Here is a 19,526-nt window from a genome sequence, read left to right as displayed (position 1 = left end):
TTTTAGACGGTGGGCTCGTTGCCGAAGGCCGCGACCTCGGCCACCAGGCCGATCACCGCCAGCCGCACCAGCTGGCCACCCTTTTCCGGCGTGGCCAGCGCCGGGTCGGACCCCATGCGGCCGTCCGGATGCCGGGCGCGGAAGTCCAACGCCTCCCGGATGGGGCCGGAGCCGGCGACCTTGGGCGTGTACTCGGCGGATTTGATGGCGTCCGGATACGCCCATTGCGTCACCGCGATTTCCGACGGGGTGGCGTGGCTGCCGTGGCCGGCGGGGAACAGCTGCTGCGCCAGGGCGTTGACGCCAGGCAGGTCCCACCAGTTGCGCAGCTTGAGGGCGAAGCCGGCGCGGCGCTTGGCGAAGCTGGCCTCGGCATACAATTCGGAGAAGGCGGCCTCGATGGTGGCGACGTTGCCGCCATGGCCGTTCAGGAAATCAGATCCGCTCGAAACCGTGCACGGCCAGGGACCGCACCCAGTCGCCGATCGCCGCCATGAAGGTGGAGGGACGCAGGCTGATGGTCCCGGGGAAGCCCAGATGGTGCTGGGCCATGCCGATGTTGAACGTGGGCCCCACCAGGATGTCGGCGCCGCCCTTGTGCGCCTCGTGCGCGATGATCTCCGGGCACAGCCAGTCCGTCCCCAGCAGGCCGGTGGGGCCGTGCTGCTCATTGGAGCCGATGGGGATGACGATGGTCTTGGAGCGTTCCAGATGGCGCTCGGTCTCCGACCAGGTGGACAGGTGCAACAGCATGGGTTCGTTCCTCAAAGCCTTATTGGCCGCCACCATAGGGGCGGCAGCCGGCAAAGGCATCCCAAAAGCATCCGAGGGAACCGCGACACCACCTTGGCGGTTGGCTGGGACGGGATGAACGTTGGGCTTGCTGGACGGAACGTGCTTTACGGATTTGGGCCATGCGACGGGCATTCAAGATAATCGGCTGGTCCTTGGGGGTACTGGTTGTGCTGGTGCTGCTGGCCGGAGCGGGGGTCTATTTCTTCGTCACGTCCGACTATGTGCGCGCTCAGCTGGAAAACCGGGCCGACGCCTTTTCTGGACGCAAGACCAAGATCGGCAAGATCTCCGTCCATTGGGGCTGGGTGACCCACATCCTGCTGGACGACGTCCAGGTCTCCAACACCGACTGGGGCCAGGCGCCGCACCTGTTCACGGCCAAGCGGATCGAACTGGATATCGAGCTCAAACCACTGCTCCTGCACCGCGACCTTGTGTTTCCCCAGTTGATCCTGCGCCAGCCGGTCGTGGCGCTGGAAAAGAACGACCAGGAACAATGGAACTGGAGCCCGGGGGAAAGTCCCGTGGCCAGCGGCACCGTGAACCAGCTGAAGCCCGAAAGCCGGGATGAGGTGCCGCTGATCGGCCGGTTGGAGATCGACGATGGCCGCGTCAGCTATCGCGACGCCAAGCGCAAGCTGAACCTCGACGGCACGGTGCGGACGGCCACCGGCCAGGCCCCCGCCGAACCCAAGGCCGAGCTGGACCTGAAGGGCAGCATCGAGAACCAGCCCCTGACCGTTCATTTCGTCGGCGGCAGCGTTCTGATGCTGCGCGACACGGACCAGCCGTATCCCGTGGACCTGAAGGTCGATTACGGGGCCACCAAGCTGACGGTGAACGGCACCCTGGAGGATCCCTTCCAATTCACAGGTTCCAACGTGCAGGTGGCGCTGTCCGGCCCCAACCTGGCGGACATCTTTCCCTTGCTGGGCATCCCGGGTCCGCCGACGCCGCCGTATCGCATCAATGGCAAGCTGACGCATGAGCCCGGCGTCTGGCGGGTGGTGGACATGGCCTGGCACGCGGGCGACAGCGACCTGGCCGGGGACATCGCCATCGACCACCATGCCAAGCCGTCTTTCCTCACGGCCCATCTCACGTCCGACCACCTGGCTTTCGCCGACCTGGCCCCCCTGGTGGGCGCCACGCCCGGCGCCAAGGGCAACGTCTCGGTGGAGCAGAAGAAGACCCAGGCCCAGTTGGAGGTGAAGGGGGATCTGTTTCCCGACGTGCCGCTGAAAATGGAACGGCTGCGCGCCATGAACATGGACGTCAGCCTGGACGCCCGCCACGTGGTGGCACCCGACTACCTGCCGGTGACGGCCCTGAATCTCCGCGTCCGCGTCCAGGATGGGCAGGCGTCCGTGGACCCGTTGCGCATGAACGTGGCTGGTGGCGCCCTGGCCGGCACCATGGCGCTGGACGCCCGCACCGATAACCCGCAGACCCGCGCCAACCTGGCTTACCAGGATGTGGATCTGAAGACCTTCTTCCGCGGGTCGGACTATTTCGACACCACCAAGGGCAAGCTGCGGGGCCGCGTGCAGTTGGTGGGCAACGGCCATTCCCTGGCGGAGGTCATGGGGTCGGCCACAGGCAATATCGTCGTCACCATGTCCGGCGGCACCATCAGTTCGCTGATGGTCAGCCTGGCCGGCCTGCAGATCGCCGACGCCCTGGTGCTGTACATCACCGGCGACGACCAGATCCCCATCCGCTGCGCCCTGGGCCGCCTGAATTTCAACCACGGCCAGGTGGCTTTTGACCGCACCCTGATGGACACCCGTAAATCGGTGGTCCACGTCAACGGTGAGGTGCGGCTGAAGACGCAGGAGGTGGATACGGAAATCACGGCTGACACCAAGAAGTTCGATCTCCTGGACTTGCGTGCCCCCGTGGTGGTCAGGGGCAAGATCCGGTCCCCCCGCATCACCATCGGCCGCCTGATCCCCATCCCGCTGCCCGACTTTGGCGGCGCCGACGACGTGGACTGCGATGGCCTGACCCGGCAACTGCTGGCGGCGGAGTAGCTAGCCCGCCCCGTGGCCCAGCCGGATGCGCATGACACAGCCCGGCTGCCCATCCTCCATGTCCAGGTGGAAGCCGTGCAGTTGCACCACGGCGGCCACCAGGCTAAGGCCCAGGCCGTTGCCCGGCGTGTGGCGGGCATGGTCACCGCGGGTGAAGCGGCGAAACATCGCCTCCCGCTGCTCCGGGGTGATGCCGGGGCCGGTGTCACGCACGACCATTTCCGGCGCCCGGCCCGCCTCTTGCCGCAGGGTCAGGCTGACCGCGCCGCCGGGGGGCGTGAACTTGATGGCGTTGTCCAACAGGTTGCCCAAGGCCTCGAACAGCAGATCGGCGTCACCGGTGACCGCGCCAGCGGGCTGGATGTCGGCAGCGAAGGCCAGGCCCTGGGCGGTGGCCAGGGGCTCATACAGTTCGGCGGCGGCGATCGCCAGGGCGGCGGGGTCCACGGGGGCGAAGGCGGCCCGGCGGCGGCCGTCCTCCACCTCCGCGATGCGCAGCAGGGCGCGGAACGTGGCCAGGATCTGATCGGCGTCGCTGATGGCGTCTTCCATGGCGGCGCGATGGGCCTCGACATCGCCGCCCCGGCGCAGGGCGCCCTCCAGCCGGGTACGCAGGCGGGTGAGGGGGGTGCGCAGATCATGGGCGATGTTGTCGCCCGCCGCCTTCACGTCGCCGATCAGCCCCTCGATCTTGCCCAGCATGGCGTTGACGATGGCGGTCAGCTTGTCGAAATCGTCACCGGACCCGCGCGTGGGCAGGCGTTGCGACAGGTCGCCCGCCATGATGGTGGCACTGGCGCGGTGGATGGCCTCGATGCGACGCAGGGTACCGAAGCTCAACGCCAAGCCGCCCGCCAGGGCCAGGCCCACGCTACCCACCAGGCCGGCGGCCATGGCGCGCAGAATCAGCTCGCGCACCTCATGCACCTCGTCCGTGCGCAGGGCCAGCACCAGGACGCCACCGTCCGGCAACCGCCGGGCCAGGCCGCGCGCCTTGTGATGCTGCTGCGGCGCCGGCCCGGCACCGTGGGGCAGGGCATGGACCTTGCCGTCGACGCCCGCCAGTTCGGGTGGCATTGCCGGCAGGTTTCCGGCCAGGACGTGACCGTCCGGCGCCAGCAGCAGGGCCTTCCAGTATCCCCGGCCGTCGCTGTCCACCAGGCTATCGATATGGGTGGTCTGCTCGGGCACGGAGGTGCGCAGGAACTCCTCGGTCTCGCGCACCAGGGTGTCATCCAGCCGGCGGGTCAGGAACACGCCGGTGCGCCAATAGACGAAACCCAGGACCAGCAGCACGGCCGTGATCATCAGCACGCCGAACAGCAGGGTCATGCGGAAGGCCGTGGTGCGTGGCAGATCCGCCAGGCGAAGCCGCTCAATCCGGGGCATGCAGGCGCCAGCCCCCGCCGCGCACGGTGCGGATCATCGGGTCCTCGTTATCCCAGTCCACCTTGCGGCGCAGGCGGCCGATATGGACGTCGATGACGTTGGTGCCGGGGTCGAAGCTGTATTCCCACACCGCCTGGTACAGCATGCTGCGGGTCAGGGTCTGTTCCGCGTTGCGCACGAAATATTCCAGCAAGCGGAATTCCCGGGGCGTCAGGTCCAGGTCCCGCGCCCCGCGCGTGGCCCGCCGGTCCATCAGGTCCATGACGATGGGGCCCGCCTGCAGCAGGGTGCCTGCGGGCTTGTCCGCCCGGCGGCGGGCCAGGGCCATGACCCGCGCCGCCAGCTCCGCCAGGGCGAAGGGCTTGGTCAGGTAGTCGTCGCCCCCGGCCCGCAGGCCGCGCACCTTGTCGTCAACCCCGTCCAGCGCGCTGACCACCAGCACCGGCGTGGTCACCCCCTCGCGGCGCAGGTCGGCCAGCAGGCTCAGTCCGTCCAAGCCCGGCAGCAGGCGGTCCAGGGTGATGGCGTCATAGTGCCCGCCGCGCGCCGCCGCCAGCCCGGCGGGACCATCGGCGCACAGGTCGACGGCATAGCCCTCGGCCTTCAAGGCGTCCACGATCTCGCGCGCCGTTCGCTCCTCATCCTCGATCACCAATATTCTGGGCATGTCCGGGTGCTCCAAGCATCTGGGCGCACGATAGCGGCCTTAGTGTCGCAGGGCATCCAAGGACAGCGGCCCTAACGCAAAAGTTAGCGCTCCGGCCTTGGCGATGCGGTTATTGAGCGGACGGGTCCCACCGCTCGGAAGTTCGCCGCCATGCTCAGCCATGTGTCCATCTCCGCCGTCGTCCTCCTGTCCGCCGGCCTTGCCGCCATTGGGCCTGCCCTGGCCGCCGATGTCCCTTATCGCAAGGCCGCCAGCATCGCCATCCCCGACGGGGCGTGGGATTATGCCAGCGTGGACGCCGAGGCCCGCCGGCTCTACGTCGCCCGGGGCGACGGGGTACTGGTGTTGGATCTGGGCAGCGGCCGGCTGACGCCTAATTTGGTGCCGGGCCAGCGGGTGCACGGCGTGTTGCCGCTGGGCGGCGGCCTCGCCGTCAGCACCAATGGCGACAGCAACACCGCCACCCTGTTCAACACGGCCGACGGCGCCGTCCTGGCCAGCCTGCCCACGGGCGCCAAGCCGGATGCCGTGGTCCAGGCTGATGGACAGGTCGCGGTGATGGACGGCAAGCAGGGAGATATCACGCTGATCGACCCTGCGGCCCGGGCCGTCGTCGGCCATATCGCCGTGGGTGGGGCGCTTGAATTCGCCGCCATGGACGCGCAGGGGCACCTGTACGTGAATGTGGAGGACAGGAACGAGCTGGTGGTGGTCGACCTGCCCGGCCGCGCCGTGCTGGCGCGACGGCCCCTGCCGGACTGCGACGGTCCCACCGGCCTGGCGCTGGATCCGGCGACGGGCGTGCTGGTGACCGCCTGCTCCAGCGGGCGCGCGGTGGCCATGAACGCCGCCGACGGCCATGTCCTGGCCAGCCTGCCCATCGGCAAGGGCGCCGACGCCGTCATCCTGGATGCCAAGAACCACCGCTTCCTGATCCCCTGCGGCCACGACGGCGTGTTGGCGGTGTTGAGCCAGGATGCCCGGGGCGTGCCCGCCGTCACCGCCATCGTGCCAACGGAAAAGGGCGCGCGCACCGGTGCGTTGGACCCCGTGACCGGTCGCGTCTATCTGCCGACGGCGACCTTCGAGGGCGAGGCCGGGCGACGGCCGAAGCCGGTGCCGGGCAGCTTCCATTTGCTGGTGCTGGAACCAGTCCAATGAAGGTCGTCTCCACCCATGACAAATGTGTGAGTGTCGAAGACTAACTGAAAAGTCAATGGAGGGTGTCCGCGCCTTCTGGCGTCCTGCGTCATGAATTCGCGACCTCTTCTTCCAGAACGCATCGCATGATCCCACGTATTTGGAAATCACGGGGCCTGGCCTGCCTGCTGGCCGGGACCTGCCTGGCCGGCTGCGCCAGCTACAGCCCGGCCCCCCTGGCCGACGGGCCCGACCTGGCGGGGGGCCTGGCGGGCATCACTGTGGATCCGGCGGCCATGCCCCTGCCGTCCCTGCGCCGCCACACGGTCGACCCGGCCCGCCCGCTGGATATCGACGCGGTGGCCATGGTGGCCGTGGCCCGCAATCCCGGGCTCAAGGGCGCCCGCGCCCAGCATGGCGTGGCGGTGGCGGAGGCGTTCACGGCGGGCCTGCTGCCCAACCCGCAGCTGTCGGTCGACTACGGCTTCCTCACCTCGGGCCCCGCGGTGATGGACGCCTTCACCATCGGCCTGATGCAGGACGTCATGCCCTTCCTCACCCGATCCTCCCGCAAGGACGCGGCGGCGGCCACCTTGCGGGGGGCGGAGCTGGACCTGTTGTGGCAGGAATGGCAGGTGGTGTCCCAGGCGCGGCTGCTGGTGGTGCGGGCCCAGGCCTTCGAGCGCCAGCGCGCCGTGCTGGAGGCCAATCGCGCCCTGTTCGCCGACCGCTACCGCCGCACCGGCACCGCCATGGGCCGGGGGGACGAAACCCTGCCCAACGTCGTCAGCGACCTGGCGGCGCTGAACGGCGTGGAAACTCAGCTGCATGACCTGGAGCAGCAGGCCTTGCGCAACCGTATGGACCTGAACGCCCTGCTGGGCCTGACGCCAGCCGCCCCCTTGGCCCTGGCGCCCCTGACGGCCGGCGACCTACCCCTGCCGCCGGCCGACCGCATCCGGGCCGACCTGCCGCAATTGGCCGGCCGCCGGCCCGACCTGCTGGCGCTGAAGGCCGGCTACCAGGCGCAGGAGCAGGCGGTGTGGCAGGCGGTCCTGGGCCAGTTCCCGGCCCTCAGCATCGGCAGCAACCGCGCCCGCGACACCTCCAACGTCAAGACGCAAAGCCTGGCCCTGTCCATCAACTTGCCCCTGTTCGATGGCAACCAGGGCGCCATCGCCGTGCAGCGCGCGACACGGGAGCAGCTGCGCCAGGACTATCAGGCGCGCCTGGACGCCGCGGTGGCCGGCGTCGGCCAAGGCCTGCTGGCCCTGGACCAGCTGGAGGCTCAGGCGCGGGCGACGGCCGACAGCATCGCCACCTTGGAACGGGCAGCGGCCGACGCCGATGCCGCTTTCCGCGCCGGCAGCCTGGATGAGCGCACCTTCGCCGACCTGCAGGGCACCCTGCTGTCCCGCCGGCTTGAGGCGCTGAAGCTGGACCAGGCGGTGCAGGAACAGCGCGTCGACCTGATGACCCTGATCGGCGGCGACCTGCCGGAAAACCTGGCCACGGCCCCAGACGCGACCGAGAAGGCGACCCCATGACCAAGTCCGCCCTGCGCGCCACGCTGCTGGCCGCGATCCTGCTGGCCGGTGGCGCCCATGCCGCCGAAGAGCCGGCTCCCGTCGTCACCGTGCGCGCCGCGCCCCTGGTCCGCCAGGTGGTCAGCGTCACCGTCGGCGGTTATGGCACCCTGACGCCGGACAGCGACGCCCTGGTCAACGTCAGCTTCCAGCGGGCGGGGCAAGTGGCCCGCGTGCTGGTGCGGCCTGGCCAGCCGGTGGCCAGGAGTACCCCCCTGGTGGACCTGGCGACGGACCCCACGGCCGCCGCCGGCTATGCCAAGGCGCGCTCGGCCCTGACCTTCGCCACCGGGGAGCTGGAGCGGGCGCGCGCCTTGCGCGACCAGCACCTCGCGACCAATTCCCAGGTGGCGGCGGCAGAGCAGGCCGAGCGGGATGCGCGCAGCGCCCTGGAGGCGGAGCAGCGTCTGGGCACCGATCACACCACCGAAACCCTGGCCGCTCCCTTCGATGGCTATGTCGACAGCATTCCCGTGGCCCTGGGCGACCGCATCCAGCCCGGCGCGCCGGTGGTGCGCCTGGGCCGGGGGGCCGGCGTGCGCGTGGTGGCGGGGGTGGACCCGACCAAGATCACCGCGGTTAAGGTGGGGCAGCCTGTGACGGTGACGCCGCTGCTGGGCACCGGCGCGGCCTTGAATGGCACGGTGGCCGGTATCGCCGGCATGCTGAACCCCACCACGCGCCTGGTGGATGTGACCGTGGTCCTGGAGGCCGGCAGCGGCGCGCTGCCGGGCACCCCGGCCCGCATCGCCGTCATCACCGACCGGCACGACGGCTATGTCGTCCCGCGACAAGCGGTGCTGACGGATGCGGAAGGCGCCTACCTGTTCCAGGTGGCGGGGGCGAAGGCCCGGCGCGTGGGCGTGGAGACCGGCGTTGAAGGCCCCGCTGGCACGGAGGTCAGCGGCGACACGCTGGACCCCAAGCTGCCGGTCATCATCCTGGGCAATTACGGGCTGGAGGATGGCGCGGTCGTCAAGGTCGAGGCAGCCCGATGACCGGCTTCACCGCCTGGGTGGCCGCCCATCGCCGCTCGCTGTTGTGCCTGCTGGCCCTGCCGGTGCTGGCGGGCCTGATCATGGCGGTTCGCCTGCCCGTCACCCTGTTTCCCACCGTGACCTTCCCCCGGGTGCGTGTCTCGCTGGACGCCGGCGACCGGCCGGCGCCGCAGATGCTGCTGCTGGCCACGCGGCCGCTGGAACAGGCGGTGCACCGGGTGCCCGGGGTCACGGACGTGCGCTCCACCACCAGCCGGGGCAGTGCGGAACTGTCCATCACCTTCGCCTGGGGCACCGATATGACCACGGCGGAACTGCAGGTGAACGCGGCGGTGGGGCAGGTGCTGCCCACCCTGCCGGTGGGCTCCACCGCCACCGTGCGCCGCATGGAACCGACGGTCTTCCCCATCATCGCCTACAGCCTGACCTCCGATACCCTGTCGCCCACGCGGCTGCGGGACCTGGCGCAGTACCAGCTGCGTCCCCTGCTGGCCAGCATCGAGGGTGTTGCCGAGGTGGGTGTCGCCGGCGGGGCGGAGCAGGAATTCCAGGTCATCGCCGATCCCGACCGCCTGCTGGCCCATGGCCTGGCGTTCGAGGACGTGGTCAAGGCGGTGGGCAACGCCAGCCTGGTGCAGGCCGTGGGGCGCATCGAGGATCATTACAAGCTGTTCCTGGTGGTGTCGGACAACAGCCTGGGCGGTCTGGACGCCGTGCGCCGCGTCGTGCTGGCCAGCGGTCCCGGCGGCATGGTCACCGTGGGCGACGTGGCCCAGGTGCTGGACGGCACCGTGCCGCAGTGGACGCGGGTGACGGCCAGCGGCCACGACGCCGTGCTGCTGAACGTCTATCAGCAGCGCGATGGCAACAGCGTGCGCATCGCGGCGTTGGTGCGAGACCGGCTGGCGGCGGCCAGCCTGCCCAGGGGGGTGACCGTCAGCAACTGGTACGACCAGAGCCAACTGGTGCTGGCCTCGGCCGCCAGCGTCCGCGACGCCGTGCTGATCGGCATCGTGCTGGCTGCCCTGGTGCTGTGGCTGTTCCTGCGCGACGTGCGCATCACCCTGATCGCCGCCCTGGTGGTGCCGGCGGCCCTGGCGGCCACGGTGGCGCTGCTGGCTGTCCTGCGGCTCAGCTTCAACATCATGACCCTGGGCGGCATGGCGGCGGCGGTGGGCCTGATCATCGATGACGCCATCGTCATGGTGGAACACATCGTGCGCCGACTGCGGGAAGGGCATGGGGAGGGCGGCGTCCTGGCCGCCGCACGGGAATTCACGCGACCGCTGGCCGGGTCCAGTGCCGCGACCCTGGTCATCTTCGTGCCCCTGGCCTTCCTGGACGGCGTCACCGGCGCCTTTTTTCAGGCGCTGTCGCTGACCATGGCCTCGGGCCTGGCGTTTTCTTTTGTCATCACCTGGCTGGCTGTGCCGTTGGCGGTGGAACGGCTGGTGGACATTCGGCGGTCGCACGGCGCCGGCAGGGTGCAGGCCTGGCTGGACGACCGTTACGCCCGCCTGTCGGCGCGCCTGCTGGCCCGGCCCTGGCTGACGCTGGCGGGCCTGCTGCCCCTGATCGTGCTGGGCGGCCTGGCCTACCGGGCCGTGGGCTCCGGCTTCATGCCCGATATGGACGAGGGCGGCTTCGTCCTGGATTACCGTAGCGCCCCCGGCACGGCGATCAGCGAGACCGCACGCCTGCTGCACCAGGTCGACGCCATCCTGGCCGACACGCCCGACGTCGCCACCTGGTCATGGCGCATCGGCGCCGGTTTGGGCGGGGAACTGAACGAGGCCAACCGGGGCGACTATTTCGTGCGCCTGAAGCCTACCGGCCGCCGCGACATCGATGAGGTCATCGCCGAGGTGCGCGCCCGCATCGCCCATGAGGTGCCGGGGCTGGAGGTGGAGATCGCCCAGCAGATGGAGGATCTGATCGGCGATCTGACGGCCGTGCCACAGCCTATCGAGGTCAAGATCTTCGGCGACGATCCCGACACAGTGCTGCCCGCCACCCGCGCCGTGGCGGCGGCCCTGGCCAAGGTGGACGGCGTGGTCGACATCAAGGACGGCATCAATCCGGCGGGGGACGCCCTGGACATCCGCGTGGACGCCGCCAAGGCGGCGGTGGAGGGCATGGACGTGGCCGGCGTCACCGCCGCCGTGGCCGATTATCTGCAAGGGGCAGTGGCGACGCAACTGCCGTTGCGGACGGCGTTGGCAACCAAGCAGGTGGGCGTGCGCGTCTGGGTGCCGGCGTCGGTGCGCACCACCGACACCGACGTCGCCAACCTCCGCCTGCGCGCACCGGACGGCCACATGTTTCCCTTGAAGCGGGTGGCGGCTGTGGTGCCGGTGAGCGGGGAGCCGGAGATCGGGCAGGAGAACCTGCAGGGCATGATCGCCGTCACCGCCCGCATCGAGGGCCGGGACATCGGTTCCGTCGCGGCCGACGTGACGGCCCTGTTGGACGGCCAGCACCTGGTGAAGGCGCCCCTGCGCTATGAATTGGGGGGCTCTACCAGCAGCAGCGCATCGCTTTCCGTGGCCTGCTGACGGTGTTCGCCGCGGCCGTGGCCGCCGTCTTCGTCCTGCTGCTGTTCCTTTATGAAAGCTTCGTCACTGCCACCGTCATCTTGCTCATGCCCGTGCTGGCGGCCGGCGCGGTGTTCGTGGGGCTGTGGCTCACCCGTACCGAGTTGAACATCACCGCCATGATGGGCATGACCATGGTTATCGGCATCGTGACGGAGGTGGCGATCTTCTTCTTCTCGGAATTCGAAAGCCTGCCGGCGGACATGCCCCTGACCGAACGGCTGTCGCAGGCCGGGCGCAACCGTTTCCGTCCCATCGCCATGACCACGCTGGCCGCCATGCTGACCTTGCTGCCGTTGGCCTTCGGTCTGGGACAGGGGGCGGGCATGCAACAGCCGCTGGCCATCGCCATCCTGTCGGGTCTGGCGGTGCAACTGCCGCTGGTGCTTCTGGTCATGCCCTGCTTGTACCGGCTGGCCTCACGCGGGGTCAGGCCTTGACCAGAGCAGCCGTCAGGATGGCGTGGGCTTCGTCCGCATCGCCCACGCCCACCGGGCGGAAATGGCGGCCGCGGCGGCGGTTGTAATCAATGAAGAAGGCCTCGACGTCCTCCAGCAACTGCCGGGACAGCACGGGGACGGGATCATCGGCGACAGGCTCGCGTGCCTGATCGGGCACCCCCAGAAGCCGGTCGTTACGGACAGTCTTGCCCCGATGGTCGGTCTGCTCCGCCATGATGACGCCCAGCAGCCGCGTCTTGACCAGCAGGCCGGTGGGCAGGGGCGTGTCCAGCACCAGCAGCAAATCCAGGGGGTCGCCGTCCTGACCTTCCGTTCCTGGAATGAAGCCGAAATTGTGGGGGAAGACCTGGCCCGGCGGCAGCAGGTAACTGAGCGTGAAGATACCTTGGCCGGGCTCATACTTCAGCTTGCCGGAACACCCCTTGGGTGTCTCTAGCACGGTGTTGACCAGGCCGCTGCCCGGATCGAAGGCCGGCAGGCGGTCCAATGCCGGTGTATGTGGGGCGGTCCGATCCATGCTCCCCCTCTCAGCCCGCAAGGGATCCCGCTTTGGGCACGGTCACGGTCATCACGCCGCGATGGAACTCGGTCCCGCACCAGTCGAGGGTCGGGACGGAAGGGCAGCGACACCAGCCGCCGGGGCACCCCCGGTCCCCACAGCGCCAGGCTGCGATCCCTCAGCGTCACGGCGAACGGGCGGGACAGCACGTCCTCCGGCAGTTCGGCGACGACGTACAGCGCCTCCTCCGCCTCCACGATGTCGATGGCGGGAACGTCGATGGCGGTGGCGGGGGTGGCGGCCGGGCTGCCCAGGGCCCGGGCGATGGTGGTGCCGTGGTCGGTGGAATAGTGGGCCATGGCGGGCGCTCCGTCGTTGATGATCGCTCATTTGTTCAAGAGCCGGGCCGCCCTTTCCGTTCCCGGAACGGCGCCAAAAACAATAGACCGCTGGACCGGACGGGGGATGGGGCCGTCCGGCGGCTTGTGCTATGCTGGCCCCGCCACTCCATCCAGCGGGGACCCGGAAGCCGGCTTCCTTGAGGCATCTCAAGGCGCGGGGCGCCGGAGGCCACTACGCTTACTTCGTTCGTCTCGCCTGCGGCGCCGGGGCCATGCCCATGCCCCGTGCCGGGAATCGCAACAGAGGGGAGGACACCATGCCTGACGCTGTCAAAGCACCGTTTCCACCGAGCGACCGAGCCAACCACGCCATCTTCGGCACCATGCTGGCCGACAACGCCGCCTGGCTGGACGACATCCAGCATGCCTATGGGCGCATGGCCCATGGCGGCATGGCTTTCTTCCAGGAAATGACCCGCTTCTGGGAACTGCGCATGCACGAGGACAGGGAGGCCTGCGCCGAGCTGCTGGCCTGCCGCACCCCTCAGGAACTGCAGGAATGCGGCCAGCGCTTCGCCCTGAAAGCCAGCCAGGATTACGCCGAGGGCATCAGCCGCCTGCTGCAGGTCAGCATCGGCGCGCTGGAGGACACGCCCAAGGGCAAAGGCGACGGCACCCAGGGTGACGGGGCCGCGGCGGTGGCGCCCAGGCAGGTCGCCTAAGGGACGCCGTGGTCTTGCCGATGGCGCAACAGACCTGTGCGTCGACGCCGCGTTCAAACCGGGCGCCTGGCCCCTTATGTTCAGGCGGTTAGCAATTTGGGGCGGCCGTGACAGCGGAACGGCCGCCCCACCGCCGGAACGGGACGCCATGCGCCAGCACCATGACCTTTATTCGTACGAGCCGGCCAAGGGCCACGGGCTGCCGCACGATCCGCTGAATTCCATGGTGGGACCCCGTCCCATCGGCTGGATCTCCAGCAAGGGGCGGGACGGAAGCGTCAACCTGGCGCCCTACAGCTTCTTCAACCTGTTCAACTACCGTCCGCCCATCGTCGGCTTCTGCAGCACCAGCGCCAAGGACAGCCTGCGCAACGCGCAGGAAACGGGCGCCTTCGTCTGGAACCTGGCCACACGCGACCTGGCGGAACAGATGAACGCCACCAGCGCCCCCCTGCCGTACGGGACCAACGAGTTCGAGACCGCCGGCCTGACCCGGCTGCCGGCCGTGCACATCGACGTGCCGCGCGTGGCGGAAAGTCCCGTCCACTTCGAGTGCCGGGTGACGGACATCCACCGCCTACGGCGCCATGACGGCACCGCCGTGGACTCCTGGCTGGTGATGGGCGAGGCCGTCGCCATCCACATCGCCCGGCACCTCATCGTCGACGGCGTCTTCGACACCTTCGGTGCCGGCATCATTCTGCGCGGCGGTGGTCCCTCGGCCTACGCCGCCATCACGCCGGACACCCGCTTCGACATGGACAGACCCCGTGGGTGACCGATCGGGCGCCTGGCGCCGACAGATTGGGCGGCGGCAAACCCTTGTTGAGAACTATTCAATTACGGCCCGGCGCGCCGATGTGGTACCGCAGCGCACGGTCCTTTGACAAAGCGTTGATCCGCCTTGTCATCCCGGATGAAGCGGTGTCCTATGCCCCCGCTTGGGTCTTGTGCCGAAACATTGGGCTGGCAACACCTTCATCGAAAGGTAAGGTGTGCGGCCCGCTCCCGCGTTGTCCATTGAGGCCTTATGTCCACTTTGCCCGCTGTCCCACCGCCTGACGACCCCGCCAGCATTATGGATGGCCTGCGCCAGGCCATGCGCCGCCTCGCGGCCTCCGTTTCCGTGGTCACGTTGCGGGATGCGAACGGGGCGGCCGGTACCACGGTCAGCGCCTTGTGTTCCTTGAGCTTCGAGCCGCCTTCGGTCCTGATCGCGCTGAACCAGTCGGGCAGCATGCACGACCGCATCCTGGCGGTGGACACCTACGCCATCAACATCCTCTACGCCGACCAGGAAGAGATTTCCCGCACCTTCGGCGCTCCCAACCGCACGGCCGACTGCTTCAAGGCCGGCGTGTGGGAGGACATCATGGGCGCCCCTTGCCTGATCGGCGCCCAGTCCACGCTGATCTGCCGCCGTGCCGCCGAACTGCCGCACGGCAGCCACCGCGTCATCGTGGGCGAGGTGCTGTGGACCCGCAGCCGGCCCGAGGTCAACCCACTGCTCTACGCCGATGGCGACTATCGCCGACTGGGGTGATGAACGAGAACATCGCAAAAGGAAATCCCCGGGGGACGGGCACCCCCGGGGATTTTTGTTTTAACTGCCAAAACTCAAGTTTGGACGGTCCCGGGAAGGGAGACCCCAGGGACCGTCCGGGAGGGGATACTAAACGTGGTGAATCTCGGCCTTAGAACTTGGCGCGGGCGCCGAAGATCACCTGCACGCCCGGGTAATAAATGCTGTAAGGCGAGTTGGAGTGGCCGAACAACGTCACCAGCGGTTCGTTGGTGATGTTCAGGGCGTCCACGGTCAGGCGGAGGCTGTCGTTGAAGAAGGGCAGCTGATAACCCATGGACAGATCCAACTGGCCACGCGCCTCGGCGATCAGCGCCTCGTTGATGTTGCTCTGCGGCGCGTTGGCGGCTGTCGACTGGTCGTTCCAGACGTAGTTCACGCTGACCGACACGCCGTGGCCTTCATAATAGGCCTGCAGATTGTAGCTGTAGGGGGCGATGCCGGTGGCGAACAGGCCGCTGTCGGAGCTCTGCTCGATATGCGTGCCGTTGGCGGAGAAGCCCAGGCCCTCGACGATGAAGTCCAGCGGCTGCACCCAGGTCAGTTCAATACCCTGCAGCAGCAGCTTGCTGAGGTTCACGGGCTGGGTCAGCGTCACGGTGGCCACGTTCGGGCCGCCGCGCAGCAGCAGGGCCTGCTGCTGGCTGGTCTGCAGGTCGCTGAAGTTGATGCCCAGGGCGGTGAAGGGAACCGTGCTTTGCGTGGTGACGGTGAAGCCGTCGATGTCCTTGCGGAACAGCGCCGCGCCGATATAGCCCAGGCCGCCCGTGTACCATTCACCGCCGATGTCGATGTTGTTGGAGGTGTAGGGCTTCAGGTTCGGATTGCCGGCGCTGGCCACCTGCGCCGAGATGTCGGAGAAGGTGGTGCCCGGCAGCAACTGGCTGGCGTCGGCGCGGGTGATGCTGCGTGAAGCCGACGCACGCAGCTTGATGTCGTCCGTCAGGCTGTAGACCACGTTGGCGGAGGGCAGCACGTCGCTGTACCCGGTGCTCAGCGTCTGGTCGATCAGCGCGCCGGACGCGGTCACCAGCGGGCTGGTCACCGTCTGGTCAGTGTGGAAGTAACGCAGGCCCATGTTGATGGCCACGTCATGGCCCAGCAGGGTGTCCTTTGCGTTCGCCTCGGCATATCCCCCGAAGGTCTTTTCCGAGATGTTGCCGACCGAACCGCCGGTCACGGCGCTGCGGGTCTGCGGCGCCGTCTGCTTGTAGTAGTCGTAGTTGGTGGCCTTCTCCAGCGCCGACAGGTTGGTCATGATCCACTGGGTGTACCCGACGTTGCCGCCGGCCAGGTGACCGAAGTCGCTGATGTTCATGGGCTGCAGGTACTGGCCGATCTGGGAATTGGGTACCAGGCCGGAGTTGCCGTCGCAGGTGGCGCCGCAAACGGCGGTCTGGAAGGCCGTGCTGTTGTCGTAGGCGCGGATGATGCGGCTGGCCATGTCATAGGCGCCGCCCACCTTCAGGTTGACGTTGTCGTCGCCATACTGGGTGTCGATGTGGGCGCCGCGCGTGGTGGTTTCGCGGTACACGTTCTGCACGTTCACGCGGTACCACTTCCAGCCCAGGTTCGGGTCGTTCAGGTCGCGGTTGGGCACGATGATGGGCTGGCCGTTGGCGCCATTGGCCTGGTAGTTGACCACCAGGCCGGACTGCGCCGGCGTCTGCACGTCGAATTGCGGCTGTTCACGGAAGAAGGTGCTGTGGCCGTAGTTGACCTGGGCATCGACCTTGAAGTCCTTGGACGGCTTCCAGGTCAGGGTGGGGTTGATGTTGTAGAACTCGGTATGCTGGTTGAAGATGTCGTTTTCCAGGAAGAAGCTGGAATTGGCGAAGGTGCCCTGGGTCACGACATTGTTGCTGTCGACGGTCAGGTTGAAGGGGACCATGCCACCGGTGGAGGTGGGGCTGGTGCCGGGGCCGGAGTTGCGCACGTACCAGTTCATGTTCAGGCGCTGGTAGTCGCGGTCGGACTGCGCCCACAGGCCGTCGATGGCGAAGTGCCATTCGTCGCTGGGGCGGTATTCCAGCGACAGCAGGCTGGACACGCGTGAGCGGTCGCCGAAGGTGTAGCTGTTGCGGCCCAGGCGCGGGATCTGCGCGCTGCCCAGTTGCGGCAGGGTCAGGCCGGAGGTCTGCGCCAGGTTCACCGGTTGGCCGGCGGTCAGGCCGGCGACGTTCCTGGGCGCCGTGCTGGCGTAGACGAAGCCGTTGCCGGTGCCGACGTCGCCGCTGCCGGCGGGCAGGTTGCCGTCGGTCCAGCCGATGGTCTCGAACCCGTCGATACGGGTGGTGGTCTTCACGCCGGACACGCCGACCAGGACGCCGAAGGGCCCCCAGGTGTGGCTGGCCACCATGGCGCCGCGGGGGCTGACCTCGCCATCGGCGTTGGTGTACTGGCCCTGACCGATCAAGGTGACGTGTGTGCCCTCATTGTCGAAGGGGCGGGCGCTGTGCAGGTTCACGGTGCCGGCGATGCCGCCTTCCAGGGTGGAGGAGACCGGCGTCTTCTCCACGTCCAGGCGGGTGAACAGCTCGGACGGGAACAGGTCCAGGTCGACTTCGCGGTTGGCGTTGCCGCCGTTGGTGCCGCCGTCCGACGCCACGGCGATCTGGGTGTTGTTCAGCAGCACCTTGGAGAAGCTGGGGCCTAGGCCGCGGATGGAGACCTGAACGCCTTCGCCGTCGATGTCGCGGTTCAATTTGACGCCGGGGATGCGGTTCAAGGTTTCGGCCAGGTTGGTGGCCGGCAGCTTGCCGATGTCCTCGGCGAAGATGCTGTCGCCGAAGGCGACGGCATTGCGCTTCTGCTCGGTGGCGTCCAACAGGCTGCGCCGGATGCCGGTGACGGTGATTTCCTCCAGCGCGGCGTCATCGCCCGTCGACGCCGTCTGGGCGTAGGCCTGCATCGACATCATGCCCAGCAGCGCGGAGCCGGCCAGGGCGGTGGTCGTCAGCAATGCCTTCCAGTTCTTTGAATATACCATTTCTTTCCTCCCCGATCGCCCACGGCTCCCTCTCCGGATTGGGCGGTCTGTTGTTAAGGTTCTGGTTTTGCGCGGGTTTTCCCCGCGCGGGTACGGGTCAGCGGTAGCGGTAGGGTGTCAGCGTCAACCGCCAGGTGTCTGTGTGCCGGCCAGTGGCCGAATGCAGGCGTCCCATTCCGCTCCCCTCCCTCAAGCAGCACGTTCTAGGCGCTTTTAAATGGTAGCGTTACCATTTCCAGGAAACGGCAATATTGTCAATATATTTTTTGAACAATATTGACATTATTTGGACATTTTATTTTAAAAAACAAACGAATACGACGTCGCCTTCAAAAATAAGGCGATCGCATTAACGAAAAATACTTAAGGAGATTTCTGTACGCCTTTAGAATGCGGCACCTCCACTCTCCGGTACGGCGGGCCGCAGCTGGGGGCTCAATGTCTGGAGGGCCAGCAGCGCCAGGGGATAGGCCAGGGCCGCCGTCAGGAAGATGGGGCCATAGCCGCCTGTGGTCTGCAAAATCCATCCCGTGAACTTGGACATCACCATGCCGCCCACAGCCCCCGCCGTACCGCCCAGGCCCACCACGGTGGCGACGGCGGAGGGGGGAACAGGTCGGAGGGCAGGGTCATCAGGTTGGCGGAAAAACCCTGATGGCCAGCAGTCGCCAGGCCGATGATCAGGACCGCCGCCACCAGCCCGCTGACCCAGGGGGCCGCCAGCACCGGAATGACGCAGGCGGCACACGCCAGCATGGCGACCTTGCGCGACCGGTTGGCGCCAAGACCCCGGCGCATCAGGCGTGACGACAGCCAGCCGCCGGCCACGCTGCCGATGTCGGACATCAGGTAGATCGCCACCAGGGGCGGGCCGAAGCCGGACAGGTCCAGCCCGAAGCGGCGACCCAGGAAGTCTGGCAGCCAGAACAGGAACACCCACCAGATGGGATCGGTCAGGAACTTGGCCAACACATAGGCCCAGGTCTGCCGCTGGCGCAGTACCCAGCGCAGGCGCGGGCCCTGAACGGCAATGGTGGGGGAGATGGCGTCGGAGCGGATGTGGGCCAGCTCCGCCCCAGTCAGATGCCGGTCCTCTTCCGGCCGGCGGTAGAGGACCAGCCAGGCGCCCAGCCAGGCAAAGCTGATGACACCGGTTACCACAAAAGCGGTGCGCCAATCGGCGACGGCGACGATGGCGGGCACCACCAAAGGGGTGACGATCGCGCCGACGTTGGAACCGGCGTTGAAGATGCCCACGGCCAGCGCGCGCTCCCGTCGGGGAAACCATTCCGCCACGCTCTTGAGGCCGGCGGGGAAGTTGCCGGCCTCACCGGCACCCAGGGCCACGCGGGCCAGGGTGAACTGCACCAGGCCGCTGGCCAGGCCATGGGCGATGTGGGCCAGGTTCCAGATGACGAAGGTCAGGGCATAGCCCCAGCGGGCGCCCACCCGATCGATGACCCGGCCGAACACCAGATACGCCACGGCGTACGAGGCCTGGAACCAGAAGATGATGTCGGCGTAGTCGGTGTCGGACCACTGGAACTCCTGCGACAGCAGTGGCTTCAGCAGGCCTAGCATCTGGCGGTCGACGTAGTTGATGACGGTCGCGGCGAACAGCAAGGCGACGACGATCCAGCGCCGCCGACCTGGCTTGGCCGGCGGTGGGGTCGGTGCACCTGTGGCTTCCGCGGGCCACGCCATGAACGTCTCTCTCCCATTCGTCACCG

The 19,526-nt window shown here is 68.0% G+C and carries 16 protein-coding genes and 1 pseudogene; 8 read left to right on the top strand and 9 right to left on the bottom strand.

Features of this window, described 5'->3' with window-relative positions; genetic code table 11:
* Positions 1-2: 2 nt before the first annotated feature.
* Entirely contained in the window at positions 3-380 is a 378-nt protein-coding gene (locus UAA55_RS00170) for a creatininase family protein (RefSeq protein ID WP_322950651.1), read from the bottom strand.
* Positions 381-435: 55 nt separating this feature from the next.
* A complete protein-coding gene (locus tag UAA55_RS00165) occupies positions 436-753 on the bottom strand; it encodes a creatininase family protein (RefSeq protein ID WP_322950650.1) in 318 nt (105 codons plus the stop codon).
* Positions 754-914: 161 nt separating this feature from the next.
* Here UAA55_RS00165 and UAA55_RS00160 point away from each other — a divergent pair, with 161 nt between their 5' ends.
* A complete protein-coding gene (locus UAA55_RS00160) occupies positions 915-2,828 on the top strand; it encodes an AsmA family protein (RefSeq protein ID WP_322950649.1) in 1,914 nt (637 codons plus the stop codon).
* On the opposite strand, the gene UAA55_RS00155 is transcribed toward UAA55_RS00160, so the two are convergent.
* Positions 2,829-4,217, bottom strand: coding sequence for an ATP-binding protein (locus UAA55_RS00155; RefSeq protein WP_322950648.1), 1,389 nt, complete (start codon positions 4,215-4,217; stop codon positions 2,829-2,831). It abuts the gene before it with no gap.
* Positions 4,204-4,884, bottom strand: a complete 681-nt coding sequence (locus UAA55_RS00150; protein WP_322950647.1) for a response regulator transcription factor — start codon at positions 4,882-4,884, stop codon at positions 4,204-4,206. Before UAA55_RS00150 ends, UAA55_RS00155 begins: the two co-directional genes overlap by 14 nt.
* Before the next feature lie 150 nt (positions 4,885-5,034).
* On the opposite strand from UAA55_RS00150, the gene UAA55_RS00145 reads away from it, so the two are divergent.
* The 4 genes and pseudogenes from UAA55_RS00145 to UAA55_RS00130 all read left to right on the top strand — a co-directional run bounded on the left by UAA55_RS00145 (position 5,035) and on the right by UAA55_RS00130 (position 11,642).
* A complete protein-coding gene (locus UAA55_RS00145) occupies positions 5,035-6,045 on the top strand; it encodes a YncE family protein (RefSeq protein ID WP_322950646.1) in 1,011 nt (336 codons plus the stop codon).
* Between the two features lie 125 nt (positions 6,046-6,170).
* Positions 6,171-7,571: a TolC family protein gene (locus UAA55_RS00140; RefSeq protein ID WP_322950645.1), complete on the top strand. Its 1,401-nt coding sequence runs from the start codon at positions 6,171-6,173 to the stop codon at positions 7,569-7,571.
* Entirely contained in the window at positions 7,568-8,608 is a 1,041-nt protein-coding gene (locus tag UAA55_RS00135; RefSeq protein ID WP_322950644.1) for an efflux RND transporter periplasmic adaptor subunit, read from the top strand. Before UAA55_RS00140 ends, UAA55_RS00135 begins: the two co-directional genes overlap by 4 nt.
* Positions 8,605-11,642 (top strand): annotated as a pseudogene (locus tag UAA55_RS00130) (efflux RND transporter permease subunit). Before UAA55_RS00135 ends, UAA55_RS00130 begins: the two are co-directional and overlap by 4 nt.
* Here the strand turns inward: UAA55_RS00130 and UAA55_RS00120 are convergent.
* Together UAA55_RS00120 and UAA55_RS00115 are read right to left on the bottom strand one after the other, a co-directional pair.
* Positions 11,632-12,180, bottom strand: coding sequence for an inorganic diphosphatase (locus UAA55_RS00120; protein WP_322950641.1), 549 nt, complete (start codon positions 12,178-12,180; stop codon positions 11,632-11,634). The pseudogene UAA55_RS00130 and the gene UAA55_RS00120 sit on opposite strands and share 11 nt — an antisense overlap.
* A complete protein-coding gene (locus UAA55_RS00115) occupies positions 12,096-12,521 on the bottom strand; it encodes a hypothetical protein (protein ID WP_322950640.1) in 426 nt (141 codons plus the stop codon). The genes UAA55_RS00120 and UAA55_RS00115 overlap by 85 nt, the downstream gene beginning before the upstream one ends.
* Before the next feature lie 299 nt (positions 12,522-12,820).
* Between UAA55_RS00115 and UAA55_RS00110 the strand changes: the two genes are divergently transcribed.
* The 3 genes from UAA55_RS00110 to UAA55_RS00100 all read left to right on the top strand — a co-directional run bounded on the left by UAA55_RS00110 (position 12,821) and on the right by UAA55_RS00100 (position 14,768).
* The gene (locus UAA55_RS00110) at positions 12,821-13,225 is read left to right on the top strand and encodes a hypothetical protein (RefSeq protein WP_322950639.1); all 405 of its coding nucleotides are present in this window, start codon (positions 12,821-12,823) and stop codon (positions 13,223-13,225) included.
* 148 nt (positions 13,226-13,373) lie between these two features.
* On the top strand, positions 13,374-14,003 hold the full coding sequence (locus UAA55_RS00105) for a flavin reductase family protein (protein WP_322950638.1): 630 nt from the start codon (positions 13,374-13,376) through the stop codon (positions 14,001-14,003).
* A 252-nt stretch (positions 14,004-14,255) separates the two neighbouring features.
* Entirely contained in the window at positions 14,256-14,768 is a 513-nt protein-coding gene (locus UAA55_RS00100) for a flavin reductase family protein (RefSeq protein WP_322950637.1), read from the top strand.
* Positions 14,769-14,919: 151 nt separating this feature from the next.
* Here UAA55_RS00100 and UAA55_RS00095 read toward each other — a convergent pair whose 3' ends face one another.
* From UAA55_RS00095 to UAA55_RS00085, 3 genes are all read right to left on the bottom strand, one after another.
* Positions 14,920-17,796 (bottom strand): TonB-dependent receptor, encoded by a 2,877-nt coding sequence (locus UAA55_RS00095; protein ID WP_322950636.1) that lies wholly within the window; start codon positions 17,794-17,796, stop codon positions 14,920-14,922.
* Between the two features lie 385 nt (positions 17,797-18,181).
* A complete protein-coding gene (locus UAA55_RS00090; protein WP_322950635.1) occupies positions 18,182-18,340 on the bottom strand; it encodes a hypothetical protein in 159 nt (52 codons plus the stop codon).
* A complete protein-coding gene (locus tag UAA55_RS00085; protein ID WP_322950634.1) occupies positions 18,340-19,500 on the bottom strand; it encodes an MFS transporter in 1,161 nt (386 codons plus the stop codon). The genes UAA55_RS00090 and UAA55_RS00085 overlap by 1 nt, the downstream gene beginning before the upstream one ends.
* Positions 19,501-19,526: the final 26 nt, after the last annotated feature.

The organism is Nitrospirillum guanabarense, from assembly GCF_034653355.1.
Classification (GTDB): Bacteria; Pseudomonadota; Alphaproteobacteria; order Azospirillales; family Azospirillaceae; genus Nitrospirillum.
This window is presented reverse-complemented; position numbering and strand designations above follow the sequence as displayed.